This is a genomic window from Mycoplasma feriruminatoris (assembly GCF_000327395.2).
Taxonomy (GTDB): domain Bacteria; phylum Bacillota_I; class Bacilli_A; order Mycoplasmatales; family Mycoplasmataceae; genus Mycoplasma; species Mycoplasma feriruminatoris.
Genome location: NZ_CP091032.1, coordinates 1,041,767 through 1,059,458, shown reverse-complemented (window position 1 = coordinate 1,059,458; position 17,692 = coordinate 1,041,767). Strand labels below are relative to the sequence as shown.

General features: G+C 23.4%; 13 protein-coding genes and 1 tRNA gene. 4 read left to right on the top strand and 10 right to left on the bottom strand.

The genetic code is table 4. The annotated features are described in order from the left end of the window. Nucleotides 1-6 precede the first annotated feature (6 nt). Nucleotides 7-2,274, top strand: coding sequence for a helix-rich protein (locus D500_RS04450; protein ID WP_008362953.1), 2,268 nt, complete (start codon nucleotides 7-9; stop codon nucleotides 2,272-2,274). A 16-nt stretch (nucleotides 2,275-2,290) separates the two neighbouring features. Here the strand turns inward: D500_RS04450 and D500_RS04445 are convergent, their stop codons facing one another. The 5 genes from D500_RS04445 to D500_RS04425 form a co-directional block, all read right to left on the bottom strand. Then, nucleotides 2,291-3,496, bottom strand: coding sequence for a phosphatase PAP2 family protein (locus D500_RS04445; RefSeq protein ID WP_239759447.1), 1,206 nt, complete (start codon nucleotides 3,494-3,496; stop codon nucleotides 2,291-2,293). Nucleotides 3,497-3,698: 202 nt separating this feature from the next. Continuing rightward, nucleotides 3,699-4,871, bottom strand: a complete 1,173-nt coding sequence (locus tag D500_RS04440) for a phosphatase PAP2 family protein (RefSeq protein WP_239759446.1) — start codon at nucleotides 4,869-4,871, stop codon at nucleotides 3,699-3,701. Between the two features lie 183 nt (nucleotides 4,872-5,054). Continuing rightward, nucleotides 5,055-6,272 (bottom strand): phosphatase PAP2 family protein, encoded by a 1,218-nt coding sequence (locus D500_RS04435; RefSeq protein WP_008363280.1) that lies wholly within the window; start codon nucleotides 6,270-6,272, stop codon nucleotides 5,055-5,057. Nucleotides 6,273-6,507: 235 nt separating this feature from the next. Next, nucleotides 6,508-7,833 carry a BspA family leucine-rich repeat surface protein gene (locus D500_RS04430; RefSeq protein ID WP_008363278.1) on the bottom strand — a complete coding sequence of 442 codons (1,326 nt, stop codon included), beginning with the start codon at nucleotides 7,831-7,833 and terminating at the stop codon, nucleotides 6,508-6,510. Nucleotides 7,834-8,025: 192 nt separating this feature from the next. Next, nucleotides 8,026-8,526: an isochorismatase family protein gene (locus tag D500_RS04425; protein WP_008363277.1), complete on the bottom strand. Its 501-nt coding sequence runs from the start codon at nucleotides 8,524-8,526 to the stop codon at nucleotides 8,026-8,028. A gap of 217 nt (nucleotides 8,527-8,743) precedes the next feature. Between D500_RS04425 and D500_RS04420 the strand changes: the two genes are divergently transcribed. The 3 genes from D500_RS04420 (at nucleotide 8,744) to mnmG (ending at nucleotide 13,710) form a co-directional block, all read left to right on the top strand. Continuing rightward, complete coding sequence (locus tag D500_RS04420; protein WP_008363275.1) at nucleotides 8,744-10,087, top strand: FAD-dependent oxidoreductase; 1,344 nt, start codon at nucleotides 8,744-8,746, stop codon at nucleotides 10,085-10,087. Between the two features lie 19 nt (nucleotides 10,088-10,106). Beyond that, complete coding sequence (locus tag D500_RS04415; protein WP_008363273.1) at nucleotides 10,107-11,672, top strand: dicarboxylate/amino acid:cation symporter; 1,566 nt, start codon at nucleotides 10,107-10,109, stop codon at nucleotides 11,670-11,672. Between the two features lie 151 nt (nucleotides 11,673-11,823). After that, a complete protein-coding gene (gene mnmG, locus D500_RS04410; RefSeq protein ID WP_008363271.1) occupies nucleotides 11,824-13,710 on the top strand; it encodes a tRNA uridine-5-carboxymethylaminomethyl(34) synthesis enzyme MnmG in 1,887 nt (628 codons plus the stop codon). 65 nt (nucleotides 13,711-13,775) lie between these two features. Here mnmG and D500_RS04405 read toward each other — a convergent pair whose 3' ends face one another. The 5 genes from D500_RS04405 to holA form a co-directional block, all read right to left on the bottom strand. Beyond that, nucleotides 13,776-14,042 carry a hypothetical protein gene (locus D500_RS04405; RefSeq protein WP_008363270.1) on the bottom strand — a complete coding sequence of 89 codons (267 nt, stop codon included), beginning with the start codon at nucleotides 14,040-14,042 and terminating at the stop codon, nucleotides 13,776-13,778. A gap of 1 nt (nucleotide 14,043) precedes the next feature. Continuing rightward, nucleotides 14,044-14,841 carry a TatD family hydrolase gene (locus tag D500_RS04400; protein ID WP_008363268.1) on the bottom strand — a complete coding sequence of 266 codons (798 nt, stop codon included), beginning with the start codon at nucleotides 14,839-14,841 and terminating at the stop codon, nucleotides 14,044-14,046. A gap of 134 nt (nucleotides 14,842-14,975) precedes the next feature. Further along, nucleotides 14,976-15,050, bottom strand: a tRNA-Cys gene (locus D500_RS04395). Between the two features lie 160 nt (nucleotides 15,051-15,210). Beyond that, nucleotides 15,211-16,707, bottom strand: coding sequence for a hypothetical protein (locus D500_RS04390; RefSeq protein WP_008363266.1), 1,497 nt, complete (start codon nucleotides 16,705-16,707; stop codon nucleotides 15,211-15,213). A gap of 3 nt (nucleotides 16,708-16,710) precedes the next feature. Continuing rightward, complete coding sequence (gene holA / locus D500_RS04385) at nucleotides 16,711-17,661, bottom strand: DNA polymerase III subunit delta (protein ID WP_008363264.1); 951 nt, start codon at nucleotides 17,659-17,661, stop codon at nucleotides 16,711-16,713. Between the last annotated feature and the right edge of the window lie 31 nt (nucleotides 17,662-17,692).

Below are 17,692 nucleotides of genomic sequence, written 5' to 3'. Positions count from 1 at the left end.
TGTTTTATGAAAAAGCTTACAAGTTTATTAGCAGTTGTTAGTGTTTTTACAGCAACTGGTCTTGGGTATGTTAGTTATAAAAATATAGCAAATTCAAACAATGCTAAAGAACAAAATATGTTAAACAAAATCAAATCTATTCAAAAGGATTTAAAAAATAGACAATTAGAATTAAAAAATATCCAAAAGACTTTAACTGATAAAGAAAATAGAAAACATTATCTAGAAAATCAAATCAAGGAACTAGAAACTAATATTAATGATCTAGATGGTAAAGAAAAAATAAGTAAAGATAAAATAAATAAATTAAATGCAGATTTAGTAGAAATTAATAACGAAATAAATGTTGATAAACAAAATATATCAACAAAAGAAACTGAAATAAAAAATGTAGAAAAGAAAATAAAAGACAACAAAAAACTTCTTACTAAAGTATTAGATGAATTATTTAAAAAAGAAAAAGAATTAGATGATATATCTAATAAAAATCGAGAAACTAATAAACAAAAAAGAGAATTAGAAAATTATAAAAACATTTATATTTCTGAAATAGCTAATATTGAAAACACAATAAAAGATATTAACTCAAAACGCTTAGCATTAGAATTAAAATTATTAAATATTGATAGTCTTAACAAAAAAAATAAATCATTGAGTTCTAAAATTACTGAGCTAAAAAATCAAAATCAAAATTTAGAAGATAATCTAATTTCAGAAAATCAAAAGATTACTGAAATTCAAACACAAATTTCTAACACAGAAAAACAAATAAGCACTATTAAGTCTGAACATCAAAAAATTAATACTCAACTACAAGAAAAACAAAAAGAAATTGATACACAAAATATAAAAATTAATGATTTGAAAAACCAAGTTCAACAACTAGAATCCAAGTTAAAAGATCTTAAAAATCAAAAAGATCAGGATTGAACAAAGGAGTTTAAAAAACAATTAGAAAATCAAAAAGAAAAAATAAGAGAAACAAAGTCTGAAATAGCTAACAATGAACAAAGAATTAGTAAACTAAACGAAGAAATAGCTAGTTTAGAAGAAGAAGTAAATGGATTAGAAACTGACAATTTAAAAAAACAAAACCAAATAACTGAAAAACAAAGACAAATTAAAGATATACAAAGAGATAACGAATCTAACAAACTAAAGATCAATAACCTAGAATCAGAAATATCTGATTTGAAATTAAAGATTCAAAACCAAGAACAAACAAAACAAAATCTTGATGGCAATATTCAATCTTTAGAATCAAACAAACAACAAATTGAAGAAGAAATCCAAAACTTAAAATCTACTATTGAGAAAAACAAAAACACTATAAGGGATTTAGAAGAAAAAGATTATGTGCTTGAATTACAATATGAAGAACTTGATGCTAAGAGAGATGTTCTTAACACTCAAATAAAAGCTTATAAATATTCAATTAATAATCTAGAACTTAAATTAGAAAAAAATAAAAAAGAAATTAAATCAAAAGAAACAGAAATTAATGGTTTAACTGAAGTAACAAAAGAATTGGATGGGAAAGTTAAGGAATTAAATCAAAAAATTTCATCTTCTGAATCTACTATACAAGAACTAGAATCTAGAAAAACTCAAAAAGAAAATGAGCTAAGAGATTTAGAAAGAAAAATAGAAGAAAAAAAATTTGTTCTAACAAAAGATAACCTAGAAAAAGAAATACAAGAAAAACAAAATCAAATTGTACAATTAAAACAGGATTATAAATCATTAATAGCAAAGCAAGAAGAAGCTGATAATTTAATAAAACAATATGAAGCAGAGAAAAAAGAAATTGGAAAAGAACTAGCTAAAAAAATCGTTTTATTAAGTGAATTAGAAAACAATCTTGATAATTCAGAAAAAGAAAAGAAAAAATTAAATAATAAAATTAATGATCTAAAAGAAAAGAAAAATATTTTAGTTCAAGAAGCAATTGCTATTTATGACACTATATATGAAATTAGAAACAAAAAACCTACTAATATTGAAACTAGTGCAAAAGATGCAATAACTAAGGTAAATGACATAATTGTAGCAATGAAAGATTGAGAAAAAGAAGGTTGGCTTCATGAGAAACCAAAAATTACAAGAAGAATAAAAAATATTGATTTGCCATTGCTTGTAATTCACTCTGAAAAAATTGAAGAAGAATTAAAAGTTATTGACTATTTTGAAGATGTATTAGTAGATGCTATGAGTAAGTTTGATAAAAAATATAATGAAAATACATTTAAAATAGATGATAAAAATAATAATTAACATAAAAAGGTTGGATTTACCAACCTTTTTTCTTACTAAATTTTTTATTAACTAACTCTACTATTTTTAATATAACTCTTTTAGCATACATATTAACTAAAACTATTATAGGAATAAAATATACATAAGAAAAAGCAATATCACTTACTCAATGTCCTCTATTAACAACTAAAGCAAAACCCATTGAAAATAAATGCAATAAATAAATACCTAATACAATTAACTTTTTATAAGTAATCTTATTATTCTTAGTTATGAATAAATATAAAACATTACCTAAAGCTAAACTCATACAAACATGACCAGATGGAAATGCTCAGTCTTGTCAAGAACTAAATTGATTAGTATATTTTGAAGGATTAAAAAATCCATTAGGTACGTACCAAGGTCAATCAGTAGTAGAATTAGCAATATATTTATTTGTTTTTATATCTAAAAACCCATGTTTAAAAACATCTTGATTTAAATAATGGTCAACTCAATCACTATGTTTATTTAATCTTACTTGTTCTAAAAGATCATTATAAATAACATTATAATAAAACGGACGTGAAGTCATTCCTTTTAAAATAACTGTAATTGATGAAAAAATAGCAATAATTAAAACTTTTAAAGCATCAATTCAATATTTGTCAGTTAGAAATTCTTTAGTTCTTGCAAGTTTAAAATGTATTCAACAAAAAACTGTTATTAGTAAAACTGTATGAATAGCACTAAAGATTATCATTCCTGAATTACGATAAATATTACTATCTAATAAAACAGCATCTCCAGTAACACCAAATCCATTATCTTTATTAATTATTGAATTGCATCTTAAAGTAATTTGGATTAATCAAATAATAATTATCAAAACATAAATACTTTTTAAAATTCATTTGTTTTTAGATCAAAAATTAAGCTTATTATCTTTAGTTTTATAAGCAAAAAAGCTTTCAACCAAAATCATAAATACTGATAAATAAACAACAACTATTTCAGTATCTCCAAGAATTTGATACCACATAGATCAGTACTTAACTATTTCAAATTTTAAGCCTTTTTCAAAAAACTGAGATAGTTTAAAATCATATTTATATGGAGTTGAAAATATCAAACTAATAACTGCTAAAACATAGATAATAGCTAAAACAATAAATATAAGTTTAAAAGAAAAAGTTCTTTGTTGTTTTAGTTTAAACTCAGTGCTGATCGTATCTTTTTTGCTTATTGTTTTTATCATAATGACCACTTTTAAAATATTATAAATAACTTGTTTTATATTTTAGTTATTAGTCATTAAATTATTAAAATATCTAGATTTTTTTATAAAAAGGTTATTTTTAAAAAAAATTCTAATACTTATATAAGAACATAAATTAATTCTTAAATATAAATATTAGAAATAAGCTAGTAAATATCATAACTTTTAAAGTCAATAGTAATTAGATATTAAAATATTTAGCACTTAACTTTTTATAAACTATTTCAGTAATTACTATTATAGGAATAAAATACACATAAGAAAAGGCAATATCACTTACTCAATGACCTCTACTAACTACTAAAGAAAAACTCATTGAAAATAAGTGCAATAAATAAACACCTAATATAATCAATTCTTTATAAGTTAACTTATTATCTTTAGTTATGAATAAATATAAAACATATCCTAAAGTTAAAGTAGCTACAGTATGACCTGAAGGAAATGCTCATTTGTGTCAATGATCAAACTGATTTGTATATTTTGATGGATTAAAAAATCCATTAGATACATATCAAGGTCATTCAATAGGTGAATTAGCAGTGTATTTATTTGTTTTAAGATCTAAAAACCCATGTTTAAAAACATCTTGATTTAAATAATGTTCAACTCAATCAATACGACCATTTAACTTTACTTCTTTTAAAAGATCATTATAAACAACATTATAGTAAAATGGTCGAGAAGTCATTCCTTTTAAAATAACTGTAATTGTTGAAAGAATAGCTATTGTTAAAATCTTTATACTATCAATTCAATATCTGTTAGTTAAAAAATCATTTCTTTTTGCAAATTTAAAATGAATTCAATAAAAAATACTAACTAATAAAATTGTATGAATAATACTAAAGATTATCATTCCTGAATTACGATAAATATTACTATCTAATAAAACAGCATCTCCAGTAACACCAAACCCATTATCTTTATTAACTGTTAAAAAACAATTAATAATTACTTGTATTATTCAACAAACTACTATAATGATATAAATTGCTTTTAATATTCATTTGTTTTTAGATCAGAAATTAATCTTATTATCTTTACTTTTATAAGCAAAAAAACTTTCTACTAAAACCATAAAAGCAGATAAATAAATAACAGTTGTTTCTGAATCTCCAATAATTTCATACCACATAGATCAGTACTTAACTATTTCAAATTTTAAGCCTTTTTCAAAAAACTGAGATAGTTTAAAATCATTTTTATATGGTGTTGAATATATCAGACTAATAACAGCAAAAATATAAATAATAGCTATACTAATAAATATAGGTTTTAAAGAAAAAGTTCTTTGTTGTTTTAGATTAAACTCAGTGCTAATCGTATCTTTTTTACTTATTGTTTTTATCATAATAATAAATATTATAAATATTAGTTTTATTTTTTATATATCAATTTTTAAATTATTAATATATTTAGTTTTTTATAAAAAAGGTTATTTTTATAAAAAAACTTCTAATACTTATATGAGAATAAATTTATTCTTAAAACAAATATTAAAACAAGATAGTAAATATAACTTTTAAATTAACAATTAAATCTTAAAATACTTAACACTTAACTTTTTATAAACTATTTCACTAATTACTATTAAAGGAATTGTAAAAACATAAGAAAAAGCAACATCACTTACTCAATGACCTCTAGTTACAACTAATGCAAAGCTCATAGATAATAAAAATAATAAATAAACAAAACATCATATTAACTTTTTAGTAGTTAACTTTTTATCAGAAATAAAAATTGAATATAAAGCATAACCAATAACCATAGTCTGACAAGCATGACCTGATGGAAAAGCTCATTCTTGATAATAAGTAAACTGACAAGTATGTTTTGAAGGATTAAAAAAACCATTAGATATATATCAAGCTCAGTTCTGAGTAGAATTTGAAAAATACATATTTTTAATTTCACTAGCATCTACTAGTTTTAAAAAATCGTATTTTGATAAATCTAAATCACTAGCTAAAAAACCTAATTTAATATGTTCTTGTTTTAAATAATGGCTAACAAATTCTGGATGAGTTTTTGTCATTTTATTTAAAAGATCAGCAAAAATTACGTTTCAATAAAAAGGGCGAGAAGTCATTCCTTTTATAAGAGTAACTACAGTTAGTAAAAAAGGACCTATTATCATTACTTTAATAGATTTAGTAAAGTATTTATTAGTTAAAATATCAGTTCTTTTTGCTCATTTAAAATGTATTGTATAAAAAATAAAAGTTAGAATAGAAACTTGATAAATAGCAATAATTGTAGTAAGTACTTGACGATAGATTATTTTATCTTGATAAACTAGATCTCCATATTTTCCATACCCATTATCAAAATTAAAAACTGTATAAATACGATGAATGGCTAATGATATTGTTATACATAAAATTAATATGTAGACTATTTTTACTAAATAATAATGCTTAATAAAAAATCTTGATTTATTTTGTTTTTTATATGCAAAAAAACACTCAATAGCTAACATAAACAAACTTAAATAATAAATAAGTACTTGAGTATCACCAATTAATTCAGTACCTCTTGATCATCATTTACCTAATTCGTAATTTGCTGCTTTTTCAAAAAACCTAGATAATAACAAATCATTTTTATAAGGAGTGGAAAATATTAAAGAAACTAGGCCTAATAAAAATAAAATACCTATACAAATGTAAATAAAGTAGAATGAATGGTTCTTTTGGTTTTTTAAATCAAAAACAACTTGTCTGTTTTGTTTGTTTGTTGTAAATAACATAACTACCCTAATTAATTTTTCTATTTGTATAATATCATTTAATAATTAGTGGTTTTTAATATTTACTTTCTTAAATTGTTTTTTAAAAAAATAGTTGTAGGTTAATCCTAAAATAGGTTAATAAAAAACTCATTTAGTTAATTAAATGAGTTTTAATGGAGAAAATAGAAAAAAGTAAAGTTCTATTGGGTTTTAAAAATTAGAACTTTATTTATAGTTATTATTAAGAATTTAATTATTTCTTTTGCCCAAATTTAGGTTTATGTTCATTGTTCATATGTATGCTAAAGTTAGCATATTTTTCTACTTTTTTAACATTTCAGTTAGAAATATCTCTATTAAAACTTAGTGCTTTTTGAAACATTTGTTCCATGTCGGTTACATTTTCTACATTTCAACCTTTTATATCTTGGTTGAATAGACTTGTTTCACTAAACATACTCTTCATAGATTTAACGCTTGAAACATCTCAATTAGTTATATTTTGATTAAAATCACGAGCACCATAAAACATACCATTCATATTAGTTACTTTTGAAACATTTCAATCTAAAGACTTATTAAATTTTGTAGCTTTATAAAACATATAACTCATATCAGTTACTATATTATTATTTATTTTGAAAATATCACTATTAAATTCAGAAGCTCCATGAAACATATGATCTAATACTTTTACATTTTTCAAATTTCAATTAGAAAGTGGTTTATTAAATTGTGTTGCATCTTGAAACATACTTTTCACATTTTCAACATTAATTGTATTTCAGTTAGAAATGTCTTGATTAAATTCCTTGGCTTCTTGGAACATACTTCGCATTTGTTTTACATTTTGAGTTTTTCAATTTGATAACTTGCTATTAAATTTACTTGCATCATAAAACATATAACTCATATCAGTTACATTTTCTGTGTTTCAATTTGATAAATCTTGGTTAAAATTTTTAGCGTGTTCAAACATTGATCTCATACTTACTATATTAGATGTGTCTCATTTATCAAGATTTTTAATTGTAGTAGAACCATTGTTTCTAAAGGCATCATCCAAACTAATAATTTCTTCTGGTAGTTTTTCAGGAACCATATTAACTCTTGCATCAAACTTAGAAATTTTTCCATTTTCATCATAACCAATTACTAGAACTTCAGTTCTATTTTCATTATATTTGGTATCGACTTTTTCAACTTTTGTTAGTCTTTCAATTTCTAAGCTTAATTCTCCTTTTATAAGTTTAGAATCTTTATTAGATGTGACTACTAATGTTCCATTATGTAATAAATTAGCTTTTTTGATGTCCATGTCAAAATCGTTTTCAGTTAATTTATCTAGTCCATTTGTTTTTTGTAAAGCTTGTAAAATATCTTGTTTTTGTAAGTTATTCTTTGCTTGAATTAAATTTGTTAAAGTTGAAATATCAATTTTATTTGCTACATTTTGCTGATTATTAGGTTTGTTGTTTTTAGGACTTGAAGTTTTACATGAAATAACAACTAGTGGAAGTGATGTTACAGTAAATAAAACTCCAATTTTTGCTAGTAAACTGATATACTTATTTTTCATTTTTTTCTCCTAGAAATTTATGTTTATAAAATAAATATTTTTCGCTTTTTATTATATAAAACGATATTATAAATTATAAAAATCTTTAAAAAAATAAAAAAATTAGGTGTTAAAAAACCTAATTTGTAATTGAATTTATAACAAAATATTAAAATTGTTCAATGAAAATAAATCAATACATTTGATAATTTTCTAGTCAGTAAATCCTTTGCAATATTCTAAATCAACGTGAACATCATAACCTAATTTAATAGCATCATCATAATTGGCTTTTACACAAATTTCAGTAGCAACCCCAACTATTTTTAAAGTATCAATATTTTTTGATTTTAAATATTCATCTAATCCATTTGAATTTTTAGCATCATCAAAAAAGCCACTATAGCTTTCAATATCTTTATTAACTCCTTTTTCAATAATTAAATCAACATCACTATAATCAAAATAAAGTTCACTACCTTTAGTATTTTGAACACAATGTTTATTTCAAATTTTAAAAGAGCAATGATCAATTGGATGAAAGTCTTTAGTTGCAACAATTGTTCAACCTTGTGCTTTTAATTCTTTTGCTAGTTTTTCAATTTTAGGTTTTAATGTATAAGCATTTTTTACATATAAACTACCATTAGGATCACAAAAATCATATTGATAATCTACAATAATTAATGCTTTATTTTTATTTTCTGATTTCATAAATATATTCTTTCTTAGCATTAATAATTAAAGTTCTGATTATATAATTTAATTAGATTAAATTATTATTTTATAAATAATATTAATATAAAAAACATTTAGTTTAGAATTATTTTAATGAGAAAATTGCTTTTTTCTTGTTTTAATTGTGAATAAATCAGAAATTTTTATTTTTATATTTAATAATTTTAATTCAATTTTTAAAAGAAGGGGTAGTATGAGAATTGTTATTATAGGTGGAGCAGCTAGTGGAATGACAGTTGCAAGTAGATTAAAAAAAGCTAGTAAAGATGCACAAATAATCGTTATTCAAAAAGAAAAATACGTTTCTTTAGGCGCTTGTGGTTTACCTTATTTTGTAGCTAATCCATCTTTAAAACCAAATGATTTATTAGCAAGAACTGTAGAGCAATTTTTAGAACAAGACATTTTAGTTTATAATGAATCAATTGTTAAAAAAATTGATCCTGATCAACAAAAAGTTTGATATGAAAAAGATAATCAATTACTTGAACTAGAATATGATAAATTAGTAATTACAACAGGAGCAAAACCTATAATTCCACCAATAAAAGGAATTGATTTACCAAACATTTTTACACTAACAAGATTAGAAGATGCTACTGAGTTAAAAGAAAAATTAAAAGATCAAAATATTAAAAAAGTAGCTATAATAGGTTCAGGGTTTATTGGTTTAGAATGTTGTGAAATGTTAGAACATTTTAATAAAGAAATTGTTTTAATTGAAAAAACTAGTAGGTTAAATCAAAGAGTATTTGATCAAGAAATCACTGATTTGTTAGAACAAAATTTAGTTAAAAATAATGTGCAAATTATTAAAGAAAATGGTTTAAAATCAATAACACAAACTAAAGATAACAAATTGAATTTATCTTTAGATCAAGATCAACAAATCCAAGTTGATCTAGTAATTTTAGCAATTGGATTTAGACCAGCAACTGAATTTTTAAAAGACACAAAAATTGAAATGTTAAATAATGGTGCTATTGTTGTTGACAAGCATGGTAGAACTAATTTAAAAAATATTTGATCTTGTGGTGATTGTGCTACTTGTTATCATAAAATAACTAATCAAATTACTTATACTCCACTAGCAACTGTTGCTAGAAAGTTTAGTAAAGTTGTAGCTGATGATATTTTAAATATTAATAGTGAATATGTTGGAACTTTACAAACTGCAATTTTAAAAGTATTTGATTCAGAACTAGTTTCAACTGGAGTTAATGAAACTTTAGCAAAAGAATTAGGATATGATGTCAAAACTATTTTTATTAAAGATTCAGACCATCCATCATATTATCCAAATCCAACTCCACTTGCTTTAAAATTAATTTTAAATAAAAAAACAAACACATTAATTGGTGCTCAAATGTATGGTTCAAATTTATCTGTATTAAGAATTAATTTCTTAATTTCATTAATTTGAAATCAAATTGAAATTAATCAAGAATTAACACAAATTGATTTACCATATTCACCACCATTTTCTAGAGTTGTAGATATTATTCATATTGCTTTAGAAAAAATTATTAAAAGTTAATAAGGAGAAATAATAACTAATGCAGGAAAAAACTAATGTTTTATTAGATAAATTCTTAGCAATAGGAAGTTGACAAGCTGCTGTTGCTATTGTTATATTTATCGGAATTCAAATTGGTTTATGGTTTACATTTAAAAAATTTAAATTGAAATTCATTTATAGAGTTTTAATTGGTTTAGCAATTGGTTTAGTATTTGGAATTGTTATTCAAGCAATTTACAAGTTCCCACAAAATGGTTTAGTTAATCAAAATTTACCAACAGAAATAGATAAAAATGGAAATAAAACAACTAAAGACAATCCTGATTTTAGATTGTGAGTATATCAATTAGATATATGAATTTCTTTAGCAAAAAATATTTTTATTAACGGTATTTTATTACTAACTGCTCCTGTTGTATTTATTGCTATTTTTAGAGTTACATCAAAAAAAGGTAATAAAAACGTTGGACGTATTTCATTAAAAGGTGTAGGTTTATTATTATTAAATACCGGATTTGCTTTTGTAATTACTTTCTGAATAGGTTATTTAATAAAAGTTGGTGCAGGATCAGGTTTATCATTAGATCATTTAATAGATAAAAATCCACCAAAAGAAACTCAACCATTACCAAAAATAGTTTGAGAATATTTACCAAATAACTTTATTCAACCTTGATTAGGTTCAATGGTAATTCCATTAATGGTAATAGCTGCATTAATTGGAAATTCAGTAAAAATTTTATCTAAGAAAAAACCTGTTGAAATGGATGCAATCAGAAAAGGAATGGATGTTGCTTGAAGTATTGTAATTTCAATATTAATGACATTTATGAAAATAATGCCTTTAGCAGTTATGTCAATGATTGCTTCATCAGTAATTTCTAAACCAATTGGTGCATTAGCTACAATCGGAAAAGTTTTAGGACTAGGATATTTAGGATTAACTATTTCATTAATGTTCTTAACATTATTGTTATTTGTAAATAAAGTTAACGTTGTTGCTTGATGAAAACTTTCATTTAAAATTTTAATTCAAGGGTTTGCTACACAATCTTCAAATGCTACTTTACCAATGAGTATTGAAACATTAAAAGATGAAGTTAAGATCGATGATTCAGCGGTTTCAACAGTTTTACCATTATCAACAACAATGGGATTAATGGGATGTGCTGGAGTTCAATCTGGAGTTATTACAAGCTTATTATGAACAGGAGCAACTAATGCTAGTTTTCATAGTATGGGATTATTCACATTCTTTATATTAGCTTTCTTTATTACTTTAATTGCCTCACTTGGAATTAGTGGAATTCCTGGAACTGCAACTGTTCTTACATCAGGAGTTTTATCTGGATTAGGATTATCAACATGATTTGCTCCAGTTTATGCAATAGTTGGTTCATTAGATGGATTATTTGATATGGGAAGAACTGGAGTTAATGTTACTTCAGGAGCTGTAGTTACTACAATTGTTGCAAAATCTGAAGGACTAATTGGAGAAGATTCAACAATTCTATCTAAAAATCAATTAGAAAAACAAAAAATAATAAGAGAAAAGAAAATAAAAAAAGAAGTAGAACAAACTACTAAAATAGAAACTAAATAATTAATTAGCAAAATGAGTTCAATATTAAAATTGAACTTTTTTTATTTTCTATTTTAGTGGATTTATAATAAATTATGCAATAATATATAGTGCTTAAAGTTTTGATTCTAAATATAATATTATTAAGTAATAGAATAAAGGGTGATTTGGTATGAAAAGTAATTATGATGTAATTGTTGTTGGAGGTGGGCATGCTGGTGTTGAAGCTGCTTTAGCAAGTGCTAGATTAAATAAAAAAACAGCTTTAATTAACTTGTATGAAGACAAAATTGCAACAATGCCATGTAATCCAAGCGTTGGTGGTCCTGCTAAAGGAATAGTAGTAAGAGAAATTGATGCTTTAGGTGGAGAAATGGCTAAAGCTGCTGATGCTACTGCTTTACAAACTAAATTACTTAATTCATCTCGTGGGCCTGGTGTTTGAGCTTTAAGAGTACAATCTGATAAAGAAGAATATTCAAAATATATGAGAAATGTGATTAAGAATCAAGCTAACTTAGAATTAATCACAAGAGCATGTATTGGATTAGTTTATGATGAAAATAAAGCTGTTACTGGAGTTATTTTAGATGACCAAACTATAATAAATGCTAAAGCTGTAATTATTACTACTGGAACTTATTTAAAATCTGAAATTTTAAAAGGAACTAGTAGATATGAATCTGGACCAAATAATGAAATTACAACTAAAGGAATTAGTAAGTCATTAATTGATTTAGGAATTAAATTAATGAGATTTAAAACTGGAACACCAGCTAGAGTTTATAGAGATTCAGTTGATCTAAGTAAAGCTAAAGTTGAACCAGGAACAGATATGAAATTAGCATTTAGTTTTTCAACAAATACTTATACTCCAATTGAAAAACAAGAACCATGCTATTTAATTCACTCAACTTTAGAAACTAAAAAAATTATTGAAGATAATTTAGAAAAATCTGCAATGTATTCTGGAACTGTTGAATCAATTGGTCCTAGATATTGTCCTAGTTTTGAAGATAAAGTAGTTAGATTTAAAGAAAAAGACACTCATCAAATTTTTATAGAACCTGAAACTTTAAATGGAGATACTTGATATGTTCAAGGTTTTTCAACTTCTATGCCTATTGAAATTCAAGAATTAATGTTAAAGTCATTACCAGGATTTGAAAATGTAAGAGTAAAGCATTGAGCTTATGCAATTGAATATGATTGTATAGATCCAATGCAATTATCACCAAGTTTAGAATTAAAAACAGTTAAAAATTTATTTACAGCTGGTCAAATTAATGGAACTAGTGGGTATGAAGAAGCTGCTGGTCAAGGGTTAATGGCTGGAATTAATGCTTCTAGAAAAATTGATGGTTTAGAACCAATTATTTTAAGAAGAGATGAAGCTTATATTGGTGTTATGATTGATGATCTAATTAATAAAGGTGTTTGAGAACCTTATAGATTATTAACAAGTAGAGCTGAACATAGATTATTATTAAGAAATGATAATGCTGAAACTAGATTAAAACAATATGGAAGAGAAATCGGATTAATTAGTGATGCTGAATGAGAACAATATTTAGTTTATGTTAAAGAAATAGAACAAGCTATTGATGAATTAAAAGAAATTAGATTTACACCAAAATCACAATTAGCAATTAATTTAAAAAATAAAAATCAAGCTGATATAACTCACGGATATAGTGGTTATGAATTACTTAAAATTCCTACAGTTGAAATTGATGAATTAATTGAATTTGTTCCAAGCTTACAAAAACTAAAAACTAATCAATTACAATCAATAGTTATTGAAATTAGATTTGAAGGTTATGTTAAAAAAGAACGTGATCTAGTTGAAAAATTAGTTAAACTAGAACGTAAAAAAATTCCTTTAGATATTAATTATTCTAAAGTTGATAATCTTGCAACAGAAGCAAAAGACAAACTAGAAAAAATTAGACCTTTAAATATCGGACAAGCTTCAAGAATAACTGGAGTAAATCCTGCTGATATTCAAATGTTACTATTTTATTTAAAAAAACAATATCCATTAGAAAATATTGATTAAGAATTGCAAAGGCAATTCTTTTTTATTAAAAAAGCAATCTTATTAAAGATTGCTTTTAATTTGTTTTATAAATTAGAAGTACCTAAAAACATTAATAAAATACCTGCTAAAAAACAAGTCAAACCTACTATAAAAATTAAATATAAGAATCAAAAATAACTTTGTTTTTTATTATTCTTTAATTGCAACTGATTAGTATGTTCTTGTTTTTTCTTTTTATAAAAATAAAAGATAAGCACAATAGATAAAATAGCTAGAATAAATAGAATCACTGAAACAATAACTAGAGTTATTGCTAATGAATGACTGATTTGACTTGTAGTTTTGATCATACTAATTTATATTAAAAATCTTTTTACTATTTTGAGTAGTTATTCTAATTACTTCTTCTACATCAACATTTTTTAGTTCAGCTATTTTTAAAGCAGTTAAATAAATGTATTTAGGATGATTAACTTGACCTCTATAAGGATGAGGAGCTAAATAAGGCGCATCAGTTTCTAATAACATTTTTTCTAGTGGAATAATTTTAACTGCTTCTTGTAGGTCTTTTGCATTTTTAAAACTAACAGCCCCACCAATGTTAATATAACAATTTAAATCTAAAAACTTTTGTGCATAAGTTGCGTTAGCTGAAAAACAATGAACACTTTTAGTAACTTGATTTAGATTTTTTATGATTTTTATAACATCATCATAAGCTTCAAATTGATCTTTTTGATCTCTTATGTGCATTTGTAACACTTTATTATACTTAACTGCTAGATCAATGTGTTTTTTAAAAAACTCTTTTTGTTTTTCAACATATTCTTTAGAATAAAAATAATCTAATCCTGTTTCTCCAACACAAACTACTTTTTTATTTGTAATTAGTTTTTCAAACTCATCAAACACTTTATCATCAAAGTTTTGCACATCATTTGGATGAACCGCAATAGCTGCATAAACATTTTCAAATTGTTCAGAAAACTCAACTGCTTTTTGACTAGAAATTAAATCAAAACTAGCACATAATCAACCAGATACATGTTCTTTTGATTCTTTTATTAATTGCTCAACATTAACATCTTTATATTTTGATTCGTCATTAAAATGGATATGATTATCAAATATTTTATTATCATCAATCATACTATAACTTCCTAACTATATTGACTTTAAAATAATTTTATTACTTTAAAAACACTAATTAAACCTACTAAATATTATAAATTACTTATTCTAATAATTAAAAAAATAGCCAATTGGCTATTTTGTTTTCTTATTGGAGGCAACAATCGGATTCGAACCGACGATCAGGGTGTTGCAGACCCGTGCCTTAGCCGCTTGGCCATGTTGCCATAAATATACTTATTAATTATATTAAAAAAAACTTTATAATAATAGTATTTAAGATTATAAAAACTTTATTTAATAATTAATTGGTATATTTATATAAATTAAACAAAATAAAAATCCTGATTTAAACACTAAACACAGTGATAAATTAGGATCTTTTTATTAATTATTTGTATCTTTACTATCTTCTTTTTTGTTTTTATTTTTTAATTTTAAGAAGAATAATTTTAGTTTTGATGGGTGTTTAATTTCAACTTCATCTTCTTCATATAAGCTAGGATCCATTTCATATCTTTGTCCTTGCATAATAGCCATTACTGCTTTTTGGTGTTCTAAAGTTGCTTTCATAATTTTTTCTCTGTCTAATTTTGGATTAACAATAATTAAAACAACAGCTAGAAGTAAAGTTAAAATAGTTACAACTAATGAACTAAGTACTAAACCAACACCTAATTGGAATTTTTTAATATGAGTTTTTAACAATTCTTCAAAAAGTTTATTAACGTCAACATCATTTTTACTTGTAAATGCCATTAATGCTTTTTGTCAAGCATCTTTGAATTTTTCAAGTGAAGTAAATTCATATAGATTAACTGTTAAACCTATAAAGAACATAATAAAGAAAATTATAGGAAATAATGGTATACGATATTTTTCTCTAGGATTTGATAAAGACTTTTTAGTATAAGTACAAATTAGAATTGTTGGGATCATATAAATTAGAATTGGTAATCCAAATCCTCTTATAAACATTAAAGTTATTTGAGAAATTCCAATTGGAAATTTTTTTAAAATTTCTTTATCTCCAACTTTAAATAAGTCATCTCATCCTTTACTTTGCTCAATCAACCCTGCATATGTATTACTACTAATATCAATAGTTGTATATGATAAATACAATAAACTTGAAGCTAGTAAAATTGTTGAAAGTACTGCTAAAACGCATAAAACAATTTTTAAATAAGGCATAAATTTAGGTTTACCTTTGTAAGGATAAAATCTAGGATCTTGACTTGGTAACACTGGTAATTCTGCATTATTTAAATTAGCAAACATATTAGGGTTAAAAGAATTTAAAAAGTCAGCTTGTTGATTAGTTTGTTTTTGTTCAATTTGTTCAACTTCAATTTGTTCAACTGGTATAACTGTATTAACTTCAACTTGTTCAGTTTGACTAGTTTTTACTTGCTCACTAGTTTTATCTGTAACTGATTCTTTAACTTGTTCTTGTTTTGCGATTCGTGCTTCAACTTTACTAATTACTTGATCAGTTAAAATAGCATTTTTATTAATTATTTCTTCACTAATTTCTTCATTTAAACTAACTAGTTTACTTTTAACAACTTTAAATGTTTTAACAATATAAGAAACTAGTTGGTTGTAATTAGTTTCTATGTCTTCAACTTTAATATGATCTTTTGTTTCAAAACGTTGCTTGTTAGTTTGTTTTGTAATTGAAATTAAAGCTTTTGCAAAAGTTGTACCAAATACTTTATCTTCTAAATTTTGATTATGATTTTTTTCTAAAGTTAAAATATCATTAACTAAATCAATGTATTTTAATCTAAACTCTTCATTTTTTAAAATAAAATATTTAAGTTTGTCTACTTTTAAAATGTTTAAACCTAAATTAATTAACTTTAAATATAGTTCTTGCATTTTTTATCCTTTCATATTTTTTATAAGCATGTATTCAACAATTGTTTTTTTATTGATATTTCAATTAATAATACCTTTATAAATTTTATAAACTATTTTAATTTTATCATTTAATAGATTAATATCATAAGAATTCTTGATAGCTAATTTTACTCTATAAATATGTGATTTTAGAATACTTGAAATATCTTGATCTGTTTTAAATTGATTTTTTAAAATCATTACATCTCTATAAAAACTTAGATTTGAATCTAATAAACTTATAAGACCAATAATATCATCATTTAATAAAATATAATCACGATAAAGTTTAATAAATAAATTAATATCATTATTAATAAAAGCATCTACTAATTTAAAAATATCTTCATTATAATACTTACTAAAATTAGATTTAATTATTTCTAAATTTAGATCTGATTTTAGATTAGCTAATTTATTAATTTCATTAGTTATGATTTGTAGATCATTTGGTAGTAAGTTATATATATAAGTAGCTAAGTTTAGATCAATGTTTTTATCTTTGTTTTTTAAATAATTAATAATGTAATTAATAGTTTGTTTTTCAGTTCAACTTTCTAAATGTTTAGTAGTAAAGTTTGATTCAATATACTTAGCGATTTTTAGTTTTTTAGAAAACTTATCAGAGTTTAAAGTAAAAATAATTACATTGTTTTTGTTAATGTTTTTTAACATTATTTCAAGTTTATTTAAACTATAGTTTTTATTAAAATTAGTTTTAATTTCAGTTACAAAATAAGCATCATTAATTACAATAATTGATTTAGAACTAAAAAAATTAAAGTTAGTAACATTATCATAAATATTATTAAAATCATCTTGTATTAAAGAAAAACTAACTACATCATATTGATCTTTTTGTTGTAGTTCTTTAATAGTTTGTTTTACTTGATTATTTAATAAAAAAATATCTTCAGAATAAAAAAAATACATCAAATCACTTCTATCTATAGTTATATTTTAA